The sequence below is a fragment of the Centipeda periodontii DSM 2778 genome (assembly GCF_000213975.1).
Taxonomy (GTDB): domain Bacteria; phylum Bacillota; class Negativicutes; order Selenomonadales; family Selenomonadaceae; genus Centipeda; species Centipeda periodontii.
Genome location: NZ_GL892076.1, coordinates 2,069,278 through 2,087,300 on the forward strand (window position 1 = coordinate 2,069,278; position 18,023 = coordinate 2,087,300).

Below are 18,023 nucleotides of genomic sequence, written 5' to 3' on the forward strand. Positions count from 1 at the left end.
CCGCAGACATTCTCCCTCCATTTTATCAGGGCTCTCCTGAAAATCAAGCCTTCCTGCTGTTGTTTTACAATCAGAAGCTCTGCTCCACCCCGATCATGAAGTTGCGGCCCGGTGCCGTCCACCACTGTCCGCGAGAGCCATACCTTACATTCGAATGCTCGGCATAGAACTGGTTGAAGATATTATTCGCCTTGAGATAAACTTTTGTCGCGTCAGCGATCTGGTAGTTCATCGCAAGATCGACAACCCAGTAGTTATCGGTCGGGAATGCCCCACTCACAGGTCCCGGACGACCGATCATACCACGTGCAAGGAGCGAAGAATCGAAGTCACGGTTGCGGTAGTCCACACCGATGTTCCACTGATCCCTTGGCAGATAACCGTCGATATTTACGTCACGCTGTGCCGTCTTTCCAACATGTGTCTGTGTATATCCGAGGCGTGCGCGCAGGTGGGAATCAATGCGCTTTGCGAATTGCAGTGACCATCCATGCGCGTCCTCATCCCCAACATTGATATTCTGATAGGTCATGGGATGGTAACCGATTCGGTTCTTCGAATGGCGCTTGAAATAGCTCGCCGTAAGGCTGAGTCCTCTGCCAAAGTCATGTGCAATGCCGATTTCCTTCGTATTGCCCGACTCCGGTTTGAGCTTTGCATTCCCATAGGTCGGCGCATAGAGTTGATTGGGTGTCGGCGTGATAAAATATTCACTATAAGAAACATAAGCATGCGTCATCGGATCAATGTCATACCCAAGGCTGACGCTCGGACTGTTGTGGCTGCCGAATGCAGAGTTGCTGTCATGACGAATGCCTGCCGTGAGCTTCAATGTGGGAATGATACTCCACTGATCCTGAAGGTAGAAGGAGCGGTTCAAAAGAGTGCGATCACCGATACTTACAGCGCCGCCGTTCTTGATCGTCGTATCATCCTTCGTAAACTCAAAGCCCGCTGTCAGCAGGTGATCACCAAGCTGCTTGTCAAACTGGTCGCTAAATCTCCATGTTTGAACGTCAAAATCATAAAAAGATTTCACGGGCAAGAGCGTCAGCCAATCCAAGCTGTAAGTGGTAAGATCATAATTATACTTACTGCGGGAGACACTCATCTGATTCTTTGTCGAGTCGTCGATCTGCACATTCCAAATCAGGTTGGTATCAAAATGATCATAGTTCCCAAGATTAACTGGAAACCCCTGCTCTTTTTCATAGAGGGCCTGATAGTGATCCGAGTCCTTATAGGAACGGAAATTAAGAGCGAGATAGGACGCCTTGCTCAAATCCTTGCCAATGTGAACATTGACCGAGTCGGCATCCAGTTTCGATGGTGTCTTGTTTCCATGCGCGTCCTTGAAGTCACTGCTCTTGTCCTTTTGGTACTTAACACGCCAATCCCAGCCGTTCGCACTGCCCTCATTTGCCACGCTATAGAGCTGGCGACCATAGCTGCCGTAGCCGATGCCGAGCGTTGTCTTCACTCCCTGCGCCTTCTTCGTGATGATGTTGATGACACCCCCCTTTGCATCTGAGCCATAGAGCGTCGATGCCGAGCCATGCAGCACCTCAATGCGCTCGATACCACTGAGATCCTTCAACGCAGACGCAAGAGATGCACCAAAGCCGCCCGCATAGTTCTGCCGAACACCGTCAATGAGAAGAACAACATCCTCCGAACCATTGATATAGAATTTGGTACTGTTATTGTATCCTGCTGGTGCATACTGATTGACCGCAACCCCGGGCACATCGCGCAGAGCCTGCGTCAGATCAGTGTAGTGACGGCGCTCGATATCCTTGCCCGTAATCACCGTGATATTCGCGTTTGCCTTCAGTTCCTCGTTGGGCGTTCGCGTCGCCGTGACAACGGTCTCTCCAAGTGCATGCTCATCCGCAGAGTTATTGTGATCTGCCGCGTACGTTTGCCCCCCGATGGACAGGATACCAAAGGCAAGCGCAGCTGTCACAGCTATGCGAATACTCTTCTTCATCGTGAACTCCTCCTAAAATTTCATCCTACTGCAAATAAGATCTTCTTATGACACTGTTGGCATGGACTCCAACAGGCAAGAGCTCTTTACAAAATCCCCAACGCAAAGCGCTGCGTCCGCAATTTCTGCTCCAAGTCCGCCCGCGATCGATGCAGGAACTCGTGGACGAGATAATCCGGCTGAACCATATCGACGATCCTGCGCGCTGCCTCTGTCCGGAACGGCTCATGACGATCGACATGGCGCACGTAGTCCATCGTCTCCCGCCAATCGAGGGGATGAAACTCGCCCATGTGCCGATGTATCATCTCCCGTGTATACGCACCGGAAAGCGACTGATGCAGGTGAACCCCGCAGATGCGCTTGCCCAACGCCCCGAGCGCGTGATAGATCTTCGCCACATATGCAGCACCGTCGGACTCGCTTCGCAGATCGAAGTTCGTGTTCATCAGATGCCCAACATCCAGCATAAAACCTGCATTGTCATAGTCGATTCGCTCCAGGAGCATTTCGGCAAGATGCGGTTCACGAAAAGTCAGCCCCGGCCACCAAAGATTTTCAAAGAGGAGCCGACATCCCTGCGGAATTTCACGCGCAATTTCATTCACGAGCTCAATCGTCGCACGGATGACAGACTCATCCGACATGGAAAATCTTCGCGCATACATCTCCGATGTCCGATTGTGTGCGACATGAAAGATGATATAATGCGGCTGACATTCCGCCGCCTGCCTCAAATTTTCCTTCCACGCCGCCACCCAATCACCGGTATCCAGTGAACCATAATATCTGCGGATATTCTCCTCACTGCCGAACTCCTCCATGAGCGCAACACGATCGCCGCGCCAAAAATCCACCCATGTCGGCCAGAACATGAGATGCACGCCCTTGATATAGGTCGGTGGAAACATCACGCGATCCCACGGCGCACAGAGCATGAATTCGATGCCGTCCAGCTCATGTACGCGCAGGAGCGTCGGAAGAGTGTCCGCACTGTTTTGCAGCACATTCTCCACATCACAGTCCGCATTGGAGAGATTCGTCAGTGCAAGCATATGCCCCCCGTTCTACAACAAATGATAGTGTTAGATTATATTGCAATATTTTAACACTATTCTCACAGGCTGTAAAGAAGGGCGTAAGTCTTAGAACTTATAGCTGTAGCTGAGGAGATAGTTGATTGGGGCATTGTGATAACGTGCCCCACTGTGCATCGTCGTATCGTCGCGGTCAAGCACGTTGTCGATGCACAGGCTGATCTCGCTGTTCTCATCGGGTGCATAGGTTGTGTTCCACGTAGTGAGCAGATATGGCTTTACCGCGCTTGGCTTCTCTCGTGACGGAAGAACCACACGGCTGGCCAGATAGGTTGCCGTGAGTGACGATGTCCACTTATCCTTCTGGTAGGTCACACCGCCCGTAAGCTGAACTTTTCCAAAGGTACGATACCACCCGCCCGGGCGGTCGGTGTTGTTCGTCTGAGGGTTCTGCCATGTCACGCCCCATCGATAGGAGAGCCCGTGTGTCCCGCGAATCTCGTCGGACAGCTCAATCCCCGTATTGCGAAAATCTTCGTTGACATACTTATACTCCGTTTTTCCGCGTTCCACCGATGCCGTAATATTATCCTTGATATCGATATGGAACAGCGCTGCTTTCCATGTGTGCCCGCCATGATTTTTCTTCCAGCCGATTTCATAGTTGACACCCTTTTGCGGTTTCAGATTCGGCGCAGCTTTTTGGCGGTCATTATTTGGGTACATCTGGGAAAAGGTCGGCATGACAAAGGACTGACTGACGTTCAGATAGAGACTGTTGTCGCGATTGAGCTTATGCAACCACTGCCCCGATGCACTGAGATTGTTATAGTTTTGCCCGCGCGCAGCTCCTGTCGTCCACGTCTCGCGTAGACCGAAGATCCCCGTATTTTTCTCGTCAAATTTCTGCTCCCACTGCCCAAACACACCCCAGTTATTGCGTGTATAATGTGATGCCGCCGCCGTCGTTCGTGTTTGCAGAACGTCATAAACCTCATGCGCCAGATTGACCCCCGCAATCGCGGTAGACTTTTTGCCGATACGCCATGTGCGCTGTAAGTCCAAACCGTATGTCGTGTTCTTTTCGCGTGTGTTGTACCACCCATTCGGTGTTCTTCTTCCGACTGAGGAGATGAGATTTGGTCCCATCGACTCAATCGTCCCCGTATTGAAATACAGGCTTCCCTTCCAGTCTCGATCCTTATAGTTGATCTGTGTTGTATATCGCTTTGTCGTATACTTACGCGAATTATACGGCTCGCCCACACGAATGCCATTGGTACTGAGAGTGACCTCCGAGAATATACGGTCGTACCTTGCCTCCGTTTCATAGTAACTCAAAAGAAAGTCGAGATGCGGATTCACTTGATACGTAAATCCTGCACTTTGCTTTTTTATATTGTGTATATCCGTACGCGTTTCTCCTGTGAGTTGCGGGACTTTGCTGCTGTTTAGCAGATTTACATCTGCATAGGTGATACCGTCCCTGCGGCCAAACTTATCATAATTGTAGTATAAACCAAATTTTTCATCCCCGACACTCACGCCGTAGCTGCGCTGTCCATAGTTGCCAAAGCCTGCATGAACAGCGTTTTCCGTCTTTTTCTTCGTGATGATATTGACAACACCGGCTATCGCCTCACTGCCATAGAGGACAGAGCCGCTTCCCTTAACGATCTCAATGCGCTCAATGCTGCTTGCAGGGATTGCATCGAGATTGTACTTGCCGCGCCATGCAATTGGATTGCCGTTCATGAGCACGAGTGCACCACTTCTCACGCCGCGTACATTCAGTTCATTCGTCATCGTTCCCATCGATGCGCCGTTCGGTCCGAAAGCTTTGTAAGTAAAGCCATCCACTTTCTCAAGCACATCCGAAACATTCGCTGCGCCGCTGTTCTTGATCTCATCTGCCGTGATAACGGTCGTCGCGGCGGGCACATCGATATCCCGCTTCTGAGTGCGCGTTGCCGTCACGACAACCTCGCCAAGCGAATACGAGGGCAGCAGTTCATCATCTCCTGTTCCCGTATGTGCGGTCTCTGCCGCATAGACATGCCCCGTCATCGCCGAAAGCGCAACTGCTGCTGCAAGGAAATTTTTACGCCACATCTTCATTGTCATTCTCCTCTATAAAATTAATTCAACTGGAAACGAAACGTCTTTGTCCAAACACCTCTCCGTCCGTTATCCCCCGGATTAAAGCGAAAGCGCCACCCCGCGGCGACCGCCGCTCTGTCCATCGCGCGATAGCCCGATGAGGACTCAACGCTGACGGATTCCACGGAGCCATCCGCCGCCACAAGGATCTTGATCGTAACCACCCCCTCCACATCATCATCAATGAGCTCCTGCGGGTACTCCGGAACAGCCTCTGAACGAAGGCTCGCCTCCACGCGTTCTTTCGGCGGTGCAGCAACAGAACCAATCCCGGGGCTCCCATCTCCGCTTCCATCTCCGCCCTCAGTTCCGCTCCCTGTTCCTGATCCGCTGCTCGTTCCGGCAGAGGAAGTCTCTGTCCCGCTGCCCGAGCTGCTGCTCTCCCCCGCTGATCCCGTCTGCACCGCATGCACAGAATTCTGTACCGTGCGTGGTGTATTCTGCTGCGGTTTTGTTTGCGGCTTCTGCTCCTCCTGCTGCACGATATTTTTATCCTGCACAACGATGTCATCCATCGTCACCACAGGAGCGGCGGCCGGAGCAGCATCACCGGCGGCGCTGCCCGTATCGCCGCCCGCATCGTAGAGCACAACGTCGATGGGCGCTCTCTTTCCGGACGGCTCCGCAACGGAGAAGAGCCCACACGCCGCCGCGATCAGAAAAAGTATGAGATGCAGGATCAGAGAGCCTGCAAGAGCTTTGCGTTCACCGTCACGTTCCATCACATTTTCTTCCATGTCATGCCACCATCTTCATATGCCTGCGCAGGAGATACAGGAAGTAGGGCGTGCCGATAAACGCCGTCATAATGCCGACACGAATCTCCATCCCATGAAGCAAAATGCGCCCGAGCGAATCACAGAGCACGAGGAATACGGCACCTGCCAAGAGACTCGCGGGCAGCAGGCGGCGATGGTCGGGACCGATCAGGAGGCGCACCATATGCGGAACAACGAGTCCCACAAAGCCGATGTTGCCGCTGATGCAGACGCCTGCCGCCGTCGTGAGCGAGGCGAGTACGAGGAAGAGCAGGCGAAACGCCGTCACGGGCATGCCCGCTGCGCGCGCCTCCACCTCGCCGAACGCAAGCAGGTTCAGATGCCGCGCGAGGAGCACCATGACGGATGCACCGACGCCGATCGGACCTATGCCGAGCAGGACATGATCCCAGCGCCGATAATCGAGTCCGCCGATCGTCCAAAAGAGGTACTGCTGCATCTTCTGCTCGTTCATCACCGTGAGAATTGCTGCCGTGCACGCCGCGAGGAACATTCCCACCACAACACCTGAGAGCAGGAGTGTCATAACCGGGATCCGCCCGCGCCGCATCGACAGCGATACGGTCAGCCCCACGGCAAGGATTGCCCCCGTAAAGGCAAAGGCGGGCAGCGAGAGCACGCTCCTCGCCGTCACCCCGATGCCGATGGCGAGCACCGCACCGACGGAGGCACCGCTCGATACGCCGATGATGCCGGGATCGGCAAGAGGATTGCTGAAGATCCCCTGCAGAACCGCACCCGAGACACCGAGCCCCGCACCGACCATCATGCCGACAAGTGTACGCGGGAGGCGGATATGCCAGAGCACCGCCTCCTGCTCGGGCGTCACGACAACATCCGTAAAGATAGGAAGCCCTGCCGCATGTGCAAAGGAAGCAACGACCGCCTCCATCGGGATATCGTACTGCCCCGAGCTCATAGACAGGAGGATCGCAAAGAGGAGCGCTCCAACGAGAGCACATAGAAAGAGCTGTGTTCGATGCTGTCCAAAACTCATACCGTCACCACCTCTTTCTCCGATCTTCCGAGGATCACGCTGAGGAGCTGCGCGCTCTCTCCCCCGTCCACCTTCGCCTCCGTATACACCTCTGCATGATGTGTCAATGGGTTCTCAACAACGCGCACAGGCGCTCCATATGCCCGTGTCAGGAGCTCATCTGTCAGCACATCGCGCGGTGCTCCATCGGCGAGAAGTTTTCCATGACCGACGAGGAGGAGCCGCGAGCAGAAGCGTGCGGCAAGACTCAGTTCATGCGCAACCAGCAGTACCGTTTTGCCCGCCGCACAAAGGTCCCGACAAAAGCGGAAAATCTCCTCCTGATAGATAATGTCGAGTCCCGTTGCGGGTTCGTCGAGGAAAAGCACGGGCGTCTGTTGGGCGAGCACCTTTGCGAGCAGGACGCGCTGACGCTGCCCGCCCGACATGGCGTGTAGCGGCGTATCGGCGAGCTCCGATACACCTGTATACGCCATACAGGCATCGGCAATCGCAAGATCATCCGCCTTTTCCTGACTCCACCATGAGAGATAGGGGTAGCGACCAGCGAGCACAATATCTCGTGCCGTATATGCAAAGGTCATCTCCATGTGCTGCTGCAGATATGCCACACGGCGTGCAAACTCCTTTGCTTCAAGCGCATGGATGTCATCCCCCATCAACACAGCACTCCCGGACAGGATCGGAAGTATTCCGCGCAACGTCTTTAGAAGTGTGCTCTTGCCCGCGCCGTTGGGTCCGATCAGCCCGACAATCTCCCCCGTCCCCACGGTGAATGACACATCCTCGAGGATGACCTTTCCGTTATACCCTGCATAGAGATTTTCCGCACGGATCATCTCGTTCAAATAAAATCCCCCTTCCACACGGTTACTTCACTGCAGAAAGATGTTCATCCTCACCCTGCTTAAATTCATCGCCGTAAACACGATAGGCAATCTCCTGCACACCGAAAACGAAATCCTGCGAACAGTTGTAGATGTAACCTTCAAACGGCTCCGCAAAAGCCTCATTCCGGATCGCCTTCATCGTCTGCAGGGATGGATCGTCCAAATACTCCCTGCGGAATTTCTCCACATCGTATTTCCCATGATCGTTGTACGTCGGCAGGAAGAGAATATCGGGATCAATCTGGACAAGCTGCTCCTTCGTCATGACTTGAAAGTCACGAATGCCGAGTTCTGCACGCCCATTGATCACGCCCGCATAGTGACACGCCTCGTCAAAGCTACTGCCGAGTCCGCCGTAGCCCGACATGAGCGAGATGAGGACAACACGCTTGCGCTCGGTCTGTGGAATTTTCGCGACCTTTTCCTGAATCTCCGCGAGCTTTGCATCCATCATCGCGCGGAGTTTTTGTCCGCGCTCCGGCACCCCCGCCGCCGCCGCAAGGAGTTCGATCGTCTCGCGAATCTCTGCAAGATTCGATGCGCCCTTGCAGACGATGACTTTGAGTCCCACCTCTCGCAGGGAGGGCACCATCGTAAGATCACCCCAGTCCGGAACGACGACGAGATCGGGCTGCAGCGCCATGATCTCCTCCACCGTCGGATTTCCGATGCGCTGCGGAATCTCCTTGACGAGTCCTGTGACATTGGAGCTCACAGGATCATCGAGCAGCGTATTGACCGCCGCCATACGCTGCGGCTCGACGAGGCCGAGCATCGTTTCATCCGTGCTCATCGAGAGTGTGACGATGCGCTTTGGCGGTGAGGGGAAGTCAACGACCGTCCCCTCAATATCCGTAACCGTATATGCCGCAGGCTTCTCCTCAGCCGACTTTGGCATGCTGCACGCCGTGAGCAAGACACACAGCATACAGAGAAAAACCACAGGGAGCTTTTTCTTTAACAACATCTCTCTTCCTTTCCGATGCTTGTGCGGCTTCCTCTATGAAAGAGAGATCTTTCGCCGCAAAATATTGCCGTTCCACAGCTGCTCTTCGATATGGCGTGCACCGCGCAGTCCCATAAAGGGAACATCCGTCAAACGCAGTGCATCCTGTACGGGATAGGATATAGGAAGGTATTGCGTCCCCTTCGGATCGATATGCGCCGACTCATTGCTGCTGCCGAGCAGCAGTCCACCCTCCATCGCAGAGAGGATCTGCTGTATCCGCACGGCATCCGTTTCTCCCGGAATCTCGTCCGCAATCTTCATGACTTCCTGCGTGCGCTCAGCCTCCGCCGCCACGGCGAGGTGGCAGACATCTGCCCACTCCGTCCGCAGCGCATGGGCAATCCCCCATGCAACGGAGCGCGGCGCACGAATGAGCGCCGTATCGTAGCGGAGCTCCCCCCACAGGCTCTTGCACTCGTTGATACGCAGGAAGTCCTCGCACGTCACACGTGCGATCTCTGCCTCTGTTTCATCCCCGCGCACAGGCGGCAATGCACGCGCAATTTCTTCCAGCCAGCGCCGCGTCCCCGCACGTCCATACGGCGGCAGAGGTGCAATATAGGGCGTACTGCAGATATCCTCCAGCAAGCGAGCGCTCTCAAGCCCCAATTCATCATGCACCACAATGTTCAGCGCTGCACGCGACAGAGTGCAAAGTTCCGCAGCGAACATCTCGCTGCCAAAGACTGCATGCACTGTATAGCCTGCCATCTCGAGCAGACGCACGAGCTCGCGCACATCATTCCCGCCGTTGTAATAGGCACTCGTCATGCCGATCAGATTGACCGTATTCACCTGAGGCTCCTGCCGCTCCGGCAGGAGCACCGAAAGTGCAGTGTGCGCCGCCTTGTCCCATCCGTCCGCAAAGCTGCCAACCAATCCGCTCGTGTCAAGCGCGACAATCGGACAGGTGATCCCGGCTCCGTGTGCAATCGCCTCGATATCATCCCCGATCAGCCCTGCCGCACAGCTGCTGACGATGGCAAGCAGCGCAGGCGGCTGCTCCACATAGGGGACAAGTGCATCGTGCAGATATTCCTCCGCGCCGAATACAATCGCGTCGTTGTCGAGCTGCGTACAGATCATACGATGCGAGATCGTGCTTTGGCTATGCTCGATGTGACGCATCGCAAAGAAATAACACCAAAGCGGGCCGTTGACGACAATGACCGCATCCTGAATCCCTGCGAAGAACGCCGATGCACCTGCAAGAGCGCAGGTGTCCGTGCACATGCAGACATCATCGAAGGATTTTTCGCACTCATCCATAGATCAGCCCTCCCCTGCTCTCATGCCTGTGCAGGATCTGACGCATATCATCGAGCAGGCGCCGCTCCATCGACCAACCGACCGACGGCAGTAGCGCGAGAAAGAGCTGGCGCAGCTTCGCATCGACGAGTTCGTGCGTCGTGAGGACAAAATCTACCGCGTGCAGCAGTTTCTCCGCTGCGGCATCCCCCTCATGATAAATAGATACATCCGTTCTGCGGCGCAGTTCCTCCTCCATCACTTCGCACCGCGCAGGCATAAAGCAGTCGAGCAGAATGATACCGGTCAGTTCCACCCCCACCCGTTTCAGAAGACGCAGAACGATCTCCGGCTGGAACCATGTAAGATCGCGCCCGATTGCCAGCACACAGCGCCGGCTCGCGAGATCAACGCGTGCCTTTTCCACGGCGCCGGCAAAGGATTCCTCCTCAACCGCAATGGCGCGCTCTGCCGCCTCCTCACGGTGACAGAGCTGACCAACACGCCGCAGCCAGACCTTCGTCTCCTCCGCTCCGACCGCATAGATATCTCCGAGATACGGCGTGCCGAAGCGCTCCTTCATATGCTCGGCGAGTTCCACCAACTGCGCCTGTTTCTCATCGTCCATGCGGCGCCCGAGCAGGATGATGAGCTCCGCCTCCGGCACCGCCTGCAGTTCATCGAGTGCAAGATAGGAGGGAAACTGTGCCGTGACGCGCAGATCGAGCAGAGAGAGCAGACGACGCAATTCTTTTACATATTCTCCATGCATGCCGCCGCAGTCACCGAGCAGGGCAATCGTCCCTTCTCTTCGCCGTGCGGCGGGCTGCATAAAACGATCCACGAGCGCACGCGCGGCATCAAGATACCCCGCATAGTATTCACCGTCGAGAAAACCGTGCGCCGATACCGCCGTGACAGGCAGCCCCAGTTCCTCCTCCATCTCCGCCGCAATCGCCTTCGTATCGTCACCAATCACGCCGCTGACACAGGAGTTTGCAATGAATACCGCCTGCGGATGATATTTCTGTGCGGCAAAGCGAACGCACTCCCGCAGGCGCTCCTCCCCGCCAAAGACCGCCTCGCTCTCCCCAAGCCCGCTCGTCAGGAGAGGAACGGGAGAGAGACGTACCGACGTTCCCGCCGCCGTCAACCGATGGAAGCTGCTCACATCCATCCCGTGCGCAATGTGTGCGCATGGACGCGGGCTGTGGAAGACGACAAGGGCACCGCGCACAAAGGAGAGCGCACGCCAGACGCCCGGCATACTGCAGCTGCAGTTTGTACGGCGCACACCGACGCGTTTGACCTCAATCCCCATAGCTCTCCACCAGATCCTCAAGTTCCTCGAACTCCATCGGTGTCGGTATGGTCAGCATCTCATTCGTATCGATCTCCTGCGCGAGTGCCGTATAGTGCTGCGCCTGTTCCGACTCCGGCGCATAGGCGATGAGCGTCTGCCGGTGAATCTCCGCCTCGTGCACGGCACGGGAGCGTGGAATGTAGGCGATTAGCTGCGTGCCGAGCCGTGCGGCAAACGCCGCGAGAAGTTCGCGCTCGTTCAGCACATCACGCCCGTTGCCGATGATGCCGCCGAGCTTTACCGCGCCGCGCGCGGCAAAGCGACGCACCCCCTTTGCAATGTTGTTTGTCGCATAGAGCGACATGAGCTCACCTGAGGAGACGATGTAGATCTCCTCGGCATAGCCCTCGCGGATCGGCACGGCAAAGCCGCCGCAGACCACATCGCCGAGGACATCATAGAGCACGACATCCAGATCGTCAAAGGCATGAAGTTCCTTAAGGCGCTCAAGTGCAACGATAATCCCACGCCCCGCACAGCCGACCCCCGGATCCGGTCCGCCGGCCTCAATGCAGCGAATGCCGTTCCAGCCCTCATGTATGATGTCTGTGAGCGTCAGCGCCGCACCCTTCTTCTCCCGCTCCAGATCGAGGATCGTGGAGGGTGCAATACGTCCGAGCAAGAGACGGGTCGAGTCATTCTTCGGATCGCAGCCGATCTGGCAGACGCGCCGCCCCATGCGCGAGAACGCGGCAGATACGTTTGCGGCTGTTGTGGACTTACCGATGCCGCCCTTGCCGTAGAACGCAATTTTTTTCATAGGATCACCTTATTCCACGGCGGTGAGGAACTCATGCCGCGACTGTTTGAACTCGTCACCGTAGAGAATCCACGCCGTCTCCTGAATACCATACACAATGTCCTGCGAGAGATTGTAGACATAGCGCGCCCACGGATGACCGATCTGCCGCTCCCGCACGGCGGTCATCTGCGCAAGTGAGGGATCCTCCAGATACTGACGTCCGTAGTTCTCCTCATTCGTCGCGCCGTCTTCATAGCTTGGGAAAAAGAGATAGTCCGGATTCGCCGCGACGAGCTGCTCCTTCGTCATCTCTTGCCCCATGCGGTTTCCTGCCGCCGCCTTCGCGTTGATCGAATCCGTATAGCGGCAGAGCTCGTCAAAGGTGCAGCCGGCACCGCCGTAGTTCACCATGATGGAGATGAGTGCAATGCTCTTATGCTTCTTCTCCTCGGGAACCTTTTCCACCTTGGCGCGAATCTCCGCGAGCTTTTCCTCCATCATGCCGATGAGCTTCTCCCCGCGCTCCACTTCGCCGACAGCCGCCGCATAGAGTCGGATATTATCGTGAATATCCTCCATGGTCGCAGCAGATTTACAGACGAGAACGGGGACATTCAGCTCGCGGATGGCATCGATGTTCTCGCGCGGCATCCACGGTGTCACGACGACGAGATCCGGATGCAGTGCGGCAATCTGTTCGACGGACGGGCTGCGGGGGATGACCGTCGGAATCCGATCGCACACCCACGGGATATTCGTATGCTCCCGATCGGCGAGCGATTCATTGATCGCCGCCATGCGCTCCGGCTCCACAAGGCCGAGCATCAGCTCGTCCGTCCCCGCGCTGACCGTCAGGATGCGCTGCGGCTTGTGTTCAAACGTGACGACCGTGCCCTCCACGTCTGTGATTTGATAGCCGCCCGCCTGTTGCTCCGAGGAGTTTATGCAGCCGCCGATCAACAGCGCGGCAAAAATCACCGTGAGCGCAGCGAGTGCACGCATATGCCTTCTCATCGTGCGCCCTCCGCCCGTTCCTCAAGATCGCCCTCGATGGAGAGGTAGAGACTGCGCAGTTCGGCAAGCGTATCCTCGGATGCGTTCCACAGTCCGCGCTGCTGTGCCTCAAGCAGGACCTCCGCCATGCGGTGAAGCGCCCACGGGTTGACATCCTCCATCCACTCCTGCATCTCCGCATCCAGTACATATTTGCGCGCGTAGCCTTCGTACATCCAGTCCTTCATTATAGCACTCGTCGCATCCCACTGGTAGCTGTGCGCGAGATAGTTCGCGAGATCGGATGCGCCTTTATAGCCATGTTTCTTCATGCCCTCGATAAACTTCGGATTCATCGCCTCCCCGCGGAAGAGGCGTGCCGCCTCCTCCGCGACGCTGCGCAGAACAATGCGCTGCCGATCGCTCGAATCGCCCGTGTAGGATCGCGGTGCCTTGCCCGTCAGTGCCCGCACGGTCGCAATCATGCCGCCATGGTAGGCGTTGTAGTCATCGGAGCTGAACATATGCGTCTCGCGCGTATCCTCATTCTTGACGGTAACGTCGAGCCCCGCCATGCGCCGCTGAAAAACCTCCGGATCATAGCCGCGCGCCATTCCATCGCCGCCGTATGCCGTCCCCGAAAAGCGCGTATAAACGGCGGCAAGATCATCCAATGTCTCCCACGCCTTTGACTCAAGCAGAGCAGCAACACCAGCACCATAGACGCCCGGCGGATCGCCGAAGATACGGACGGAGGCGCGCTCCCACGCATTCTCCCGTGCCTCGCCCTGCTCCTCAAGCCATGCGGTATCTGCGAGAACGTGCTTGCGCACATAGTTCTCCTCATCGCTCTCATCGAGATCGCGCACCATACGCACCGCCTCGTCCACCCAGTGTACGGCGTTCGGGACGGCATCGCGGAACAGGCCGCTGATGCGCGCCGTCACATCGATGCGCGGTCGCCGCAGCTCCGCTATCGGGATGACATCGAGTGCACAGACACGCTGTGACGGACGCCGCCATACGGGACGAACGCCCATGAGATAGAAGAGCTCTGCGATGCACTGCCCGTGGCTGCGCATATTCGAACCCGCCCAGAAGACAATGCCAACCGCCTCGGGATAGCGCCCCTCATCGCTGATGTACTGCTCGATGAGTGCGTCGCCCAGCTGTTTTCCGTACTCCCATGCTGCGGGCGTCGGCATGCAGCGCGGATCGAGCCCGTAGAAATTCCGCCCCGTCGGCAGTACATCGACGCCATTTGTCGTCGGTGCCCCCGCAGGGCTCGGTTCGATATATCTGCCCGTGAGTGCCCGCAGCGTCTCCGTGATCTCTCCCTCTGTCCGGCGCAGACGCGGCACCATGTCCGTCACAATCTCGTGCAGTGCATGGGCAAATGTGGCACGCTCCTCGGCAGAGGATGCGGCAATAACAGGGAGCCTCATCGCCCGCTCGACCGCCTCCGGCGCATAGTCATGTGCACCAAGGAAGGAGATCAGCGCACGCATCTCCGTCTCGACCGCATCCAGCTTTCTGCCGTAGGTCATGCCGTCCGATGTCATACGCTCGCTATGCGTGAGCAGATCCTCATAGTCATAGCCCGCCTGCTCTGCAATAAGACGGATAAGCGACTTCTCCCCGCCGTGCTCCATGCGAACGAGCGCGCACAAAAAGTCGATGAGCTGTTCCCCCTCCGGCATGCGCCCGAGGATATGCAACCCCGTGCGGATCTGCATATTCTTGATGTCCGTCACATAGTTGTGAAGCGCTGCAGCATAGTCGTCGAAGTTCGCCCCCTCTTCGATCTCATCCTCGAAGTGACAGGCAGCAGCCTTCTCTCGGACAAGCATCTGCGCAGCCTCTATATTGTCCGGCTGTGACGCACGAAAATGAACGTATTCATCGAGCGCCTGCTCAAGCTCTGCCAGCTCCTCAAATCCGCCCGCCATCTCCATCGGTGGCGAGAGATGACTAATCAGGCATGCCGCACCGCGCCGCTTTGCCTGCAACCCCTCCCCGACAATCGTGATCCAGTAGGGATAGATGTCCGGCAGGTCGCCGAGCGACACATCTGGGTAGCAGGCATTCGAGAGCCCCGTCCCCTTGCCGGGCAGCCACTCAAGCGAGCCATGCGTCCCGACGTGAATCACCGCGTCCGCCTTCCAGATGTCGCGCAGCCAATGATAGTAACCAATGTAGTGATGCGTCGGCGCGGCGTCGGGCGAGTGCAGGAGCTTGCCGGGATCCTCGCCGAAGCCGCGCGGCGGCTGCACCGTGATAAAGATATTTCCATTCAGCGTGCCCGGAATGAGGAGCGCACCGTCGTAATTGAACACGTCCCCCGGAGCCTCCCCCCAGTCCCGCACAAGCTGCACACGCACCTTCTCGGGCAGTTCCTTGAAGAATGCTCCGTACTGCGCCGCCGTCAGCTGCCCGTCGGCAGCCTTTGCCTGTTCCACGCTCATGAAGCGGCGGTCGTTCGTCGCGTGATCCGTCAACAGCTTCATAAACGCCTTGCTGCTCTCAGGAATCTCATCCATGACATAGCCGGCGGCACGCATCGCCGTCAGCAGACGGAGCACGCTCTCGGGGGAATCCAGTCCCGCCGCACTGCCGATGTTTGAATTCGTCGGCGGATAGTTATGGAAAACGATCGCAATCTTTTTCTCCACGTTTGGCTTATGCCGCAGTGCCGCCCACTTCCGCGCCTTACGTGCGATCCGCTCCATGCGCTCATCGAGCGCCGCATAGCTGATCTCTCCGCTCTCGTCGCGCACCTTCGCTGCGATCGGTACGGCATGGATCACACCGTCAAACTCCGGCATGGCGACGCTCATCGAAACTTCCATGGGGTCAAGCCCCGCCGGAGATTTCTCCCACTCCTCCTTCGGAGCGAGCACCGTGTACGCCTCGAGGACGGGAACCCCGAGCGCATAGAGATCCTCGATGCGCGTTCCGCCCGCCTTGATGGAGAACTTCATCGTGCTGATGATGACATCGACAAAGGGATGCCCATCCCTGCAAAAATATTTCTCGATCGCCGCCATCAGCGTCGGCGACTCCACGCGTTCATCGCGGTAGGAATTCGAGAACACAGCGACCGCATTCATCCCCTCCGCCTCGATTGCACGGACGAGTGCCGCATGATAGGTAAAGTCTCCCGTAATCCATTCCGAGCGGTAGAAAATCACGCCGACCGTCGGACGCCCCTCCGTATAGTGGGACGCGAGATAGCCCGCAATGTCCTCGGGATCCCCCGCCCAGTTTGGATGGTAGACACCGTTCCACGCAAGCGGCGCGGGCGGCTCTGCTGTGCAGGAAAGCCCCCCGAACTCCCTGCCGAGCCAGAGAAAAAGATTGCGCATATTCTCCTCGCCGTCATAGCGAAAATATGCCCACGCCGTCCGGATCTGCTCCTCCGAAAAGCCGTACGTCACCTTGTCATGTTCCGCATTGTCCACGACAATCAGATGCGGAATACGATGCTTCTGTAAGAAGCGCGATGCCTTCTTCAGGAATTCATTGTCGAGACCCGTACCCATCCAAAGGAAGAGATGAAGATCCGCATCCGCGCGTACCGCATTCCAATCGTCCATGCCGCTGACAGAGCATACGCACACCTCGGGTTTCGCCATATCGGCGGCGCATCGGCGCGCGAGCACGCGAACACGCAGGATGTTCGTATAGACTGCTATCCTCATATCGTCCCTCCTGCCGGCAATTTCTCTGCCCTTGCACAGACCGCGTCCACCAGAAATACTGCCATTGCCTGCATATAGTCCTCCCCCGCCTGCCGCTCCGCAGGCAGCGGAACATCGGCGCAGCGTGCCATCTCCGTGAGAAAATACGCTCCTGCCGCGTGCGTTTCCTCCTCCGTGAGCAGCCCCCACAGGAACTCGTCATAGATGTGGATATAGCTCACGCCAAGCGCAAAAACTCCCGAACACGCTCCGATCTCATGGAGAATGTGCAGGAAACGCGGTTTGATAAGGTGCACGTCCTGCATCCGCCTCTCATAGTCACGCCAGAGCGTGTCGCCTGTAATCCCGAAACGGCGCAGACGGCGCAGGAGGTTATGCTGATGTTCTGGAGTCAGCCCCGACTGCTTTCCCAGCGTCTCCTTGACGGCAGCGATGACCGCCTGACCGATCAACTCGCCGAGCTTGGAGTGTTTGCCCGCCCCCTCAAAATAGAGCGGCGACTCCGTATTGGCAACGACGATGGTCTGATCGGTGCCCGAGCCCGTGGCAAGCCCGCAAGAGTATCGGCTCTCCGCCATGAGTTCCTGTAGCGCCGCCGTCTTTGCCTCCGTACACGTAACAAGGGCGCGCGCGAGAATCCCCGGCGGCAGATCGGCATCGATCACAAGAATGATGTTGATCGTCCCACATTTCTTTGGTACCGTCTTGTAATAAGATGCCGGGTCGCCAACGCGTCCGCCGTTCGTCTCCACGCCCCCCGTCACAAGGGCAGTCACCGTGAGTTCCTTGTAGCTGCGCGACTGCACGGAGACATTCTCCATCTGTGCGGCAGTTCCCATCCCCGTCGTGCGGTCAGGATCCAGCCCGATCCTCTGCGCGACGATACGCATGCTCTCCACATAGGTGTCCGCAAACGTCTCGCAGGGCATGCCCGCTCCCTGCGTCATGTCGCGGTTGAACACCGCCGTAAAGTCCTCATGATACCCGCCGTTATACAGCGAGGTACTGAGCACCTTGCGCGGACCGGAAAAGAACAGCGCGATGCTCTTGTCATAGCGGTAGGCTACGTCTCCCGTTGTCAGTTTGGTCAGTTCCATGCGCTCTCTGTGCCTCC

13 protein-coding genes are annotated in these 18,023 nt (G+C 57.0%); all 13 read right to left on the minus strand.

Annotation, left to right across the window (positions count from 1 at the left end; genetic code table 11):
* Window positions 1–70 precede the first annotated feature (70 nt).
* Window positions 71–1,990, minus strand: coding sequence for a TonB-dependent receptor plug domain-containing protein (locus HMPREF9081_RS09445; RefSeq protein WP_006307003.1), 1,920 nt, complete (start codon window positions 1,988–1,990; stop codon window positions 71–73).
* A gap of 86 nt (window positions 1,991–2,076) precedes the next feature.
* Window positions 2,077–3,045 carry a sugar phosphate isomerase/epimerase family protein gene (locus HMPREF9081_RS09450; RefSeq protein WP_006307005.1) on the minus strand — a complete coding sequence of 323 codons (969 nt, stop codon included), beginning with the start codon at window positions 3,043–3,045 and terminating at the stop codon, window positions 2,077–2,079.
* A gap of 90 nt (window positions 3,046–3,135) precedes the next feature.
* Window positions 3,136–5,151 carry a TonB-dependent receptor plug domain-containing protein gene (locus tag HMPREF9081_RS09455; protein ID WP_006307006.1) on the minus strand — a complete coding sequence of 672 codons (2,016 nt, stop codon included), beginning with the start codon at window positions 5,149–5,151 and terminating at the stop codon, window positions 3,136–3,138.
* A 14-nt stretch (window positions 5,152–5,165) separates the two neighbouring features.
* Complete coding sequence (locus HMPREF9081_RS09460; RefSeq protein ID WP_006307008.1) at window positions 5,166–5,924, minus strand: TonB family protein; 759 nt, start codon at window positions 5,922–5,924, stop codon at window positions 5,166–5,168.
* 1 nt (window position 5,925) lies between these two features.
* Window positions 5,926–6,963 carry a FecCD family ABC transporter permease gene (locus HMPREF9081_RS09465; RefSeq protein WP_006307016.1) on the minus strand — a complete coding sequence of 346 codons (1,038 nt, stop codon included), beginning with the start codon at window positions 6,961–6,963 and terminating at the stop codon, window positions 5,926–5,928.
* On the minus strand, window positions 6,960–7,802 hold the full coding sequence (locus HMPREF9081_RS09470; protein WP_040395596.1) for an ABC transporter ATP-binding protein: 843 nt from the start codon (window positions 7,800–7,802) through the stop codon (window positions 6,960–6,962). Before HMPREF9081_RS09470 ends, HMPREF9081_RS09465 begins: the two co-directional genes overlap by 4 nt.
* 31 nt (window positions 7,803–7,833) lie before the next feature.
* Window positions 7,834–8,781: an ABC transporter substrate-binding protein gene (locus HMPREF9081_RS09475; protein ID WP_245529882.1), complete on the minus strand. Its 948-nt coding sequence runs from the start codon at window positions 8,779–8,781 to the stop codon at window positions 7,834–7,836.
* A gap of 72 nt (window positions 8,782–8,853) precedes the next feature.
* A complete protein-coding gene (locus HMPREF9081_RS09480) occupies window positions 8,854–10,131 on the minus strand; it encodes a nitrogenase component 1 (RefSeq protein ID WP_006307031.1) in 1,278 nt (425 codons plus the stop codon).
* Window positions 10,124–11,431 (minus strand): nitrogenase component 1, encoded by a 1,308-nt coding sequence (locus HMPREF9081_RS09485; RefSeq protein ID WP_006307036.1) that lies wholly within the window; start codon window positions 11,429–11,431, stop codon window positions 10,124–10,126. The genes HMPREF9081_RS09480 and HMPREF9081_RS09485 overlap by 8 nt, the downstream gene beginning before the upstream one ends.
* Window positions 11,421–12,233 carry a nucleotide-binding protein gene (locus HMPREF9081_RS09490; RefSeq protein WP_006307037.1) on the minus strand — a complete coding sequence of 271 codons (813 nt, stop codon included), beginning with the start codon at window positions 12,231–12,233 and terminating at the stop codon, window positions 11,421–11,423. Before HMPREF9081_RS09490 ends, HMPREF9081_RS09485 begins: the two co-directional genes overlap by 11 nt.
* Window positions 12,234–12,242: 9 nt before the next feature.
* On the minus strand, window positions 12,243–13,229 hold the full coding sequence (locus tag HMPREF9081_RS09495; protein WP_006307038.1) for an ABC transporter substrate-binding protein: 987 nt from the start codon (window positions 13,227–13,229) through the stop codon (window positions 12,243–12,245).
* Entirely contained in the window at window positions 13,226–16,909 is a 3,684-nt protein-coding gene (cobN, locus tag HMPREF9081_RS09500; RefSeq protein WP_006307039.1) for a cobaltochelatase subunit CobN, read from the minus strand. The genes HMPREF9081_RS09495 and cobN overlap by 4 nt, the downstream gene beginning before the upstream one ends.
* Complete coding sequence (locus HMPREF9081_RS09505; protein WP_006307040.1) at window positions 16,906–18,006, minus strand: adenosylcobinamide amidohydrolase; 1,101 nt, start codon at window positions 18,004–18,006, stop codon at window positions 16,906–16,908. Before HMPREF9081_RS09505 ends, cobN begins: the two co-directional genes overlap by 4 nt.
* Window positions 18,007–18,023 lie beyond the last annotated feature (17 nt).

Coding starts and splice junctions, on each gene's coding strand:
- HMPREF9081_RS09480 (WP_006307031.1), bottom strand. CDS start 10,131: ATGGATGAGTGCGAAAAATCCTTCGATGATGTCTGCATGTGCACGGAC.
- HMPREF9081_RS09450 (WP_006307005.1), bottom strand. CDS start 3,045: ATGCTTGCACTGACGAATCTCTCCAATGCGGACTGTGATGTGGAGAAT.
- HMPREF9081_RS09460 (WP_006307008.1), bottom strand. CDS start 5,924: ATGGAAGAAAATGTGATGGAACGTGACGGTGAACGCAAAGCTCTTGCA.
- HMPREF9081_RS09455 (WP_006307006.1), bottom strand. CDS start 5,151: ATGACAATGAAGATGTGGCGTAAAAATTTCCTTGCAGCAGCAGTTGCG.
- HMPREF9081_RS09490 (WP_006307037.1), bottom strand. CDS start 12,233: ATGAAAAAAATTGCGTTCTACGGCAAGGGCGGCATCGGTAAGTCCACA.
- HMPREF9081_RS09505 (WP_006307040.1), bottom strand. CDS start 18,006: ATGGAACTGACCAAACTGACAACGGGAGACGTAGCCTACCGCTATGAC.
- cobN (WP_006307039.1), bottom strand. CDS start 16,909: ATGAGGATAGCAGTCTATACGAACATCCTGCGTGTTCGCGTGCTCGCG.
- HMPREF9081_RS09485 (WP_006307036.1), bottom strand. CDS start 11,431: ATGGGGATTGAGGTCAAACGCGTCGGTGTGCGCCGTACAAACTGCAGC.
- HMPREF9081_RS09470 (WP_040395596.1), bottom strand. CDS start 7,802: ATGATCCGTGCGGAAAATCTCTATGCAGGGTATAACGGAAAGGTCATC.
- HMPREF9081_RS09475 (WP_245529882.1), bottom strand. CDS start 8,781: ATGCTGTGTGTCTTGCTCACGGCGTGCAGCATGCCAAAGTCGGCTGAG.
- HMPREF9081_RS09495 (WP_006307038.1), bottom strand. CDS start 13,229: ATGAGAAGGCATATGCGTGCACTCGCTGCGCTCACGGTGATTTTTGCC.
- HMPREF9081_RS09445 (WP_006307003.1), bottom strand. CDS start 1,990: ATGAAGAAGAGTATTCGCATAGCTGTGACAGCTGCGCTTGCCTTTGGT.
- HMPREF9081_RS09465 (WP_006307016.1), bottom strand. CDS start 6,963: ATGAGTTTTGGACAGCATCGAACACAGCTCTTTCTATGTGCTCTCGTT.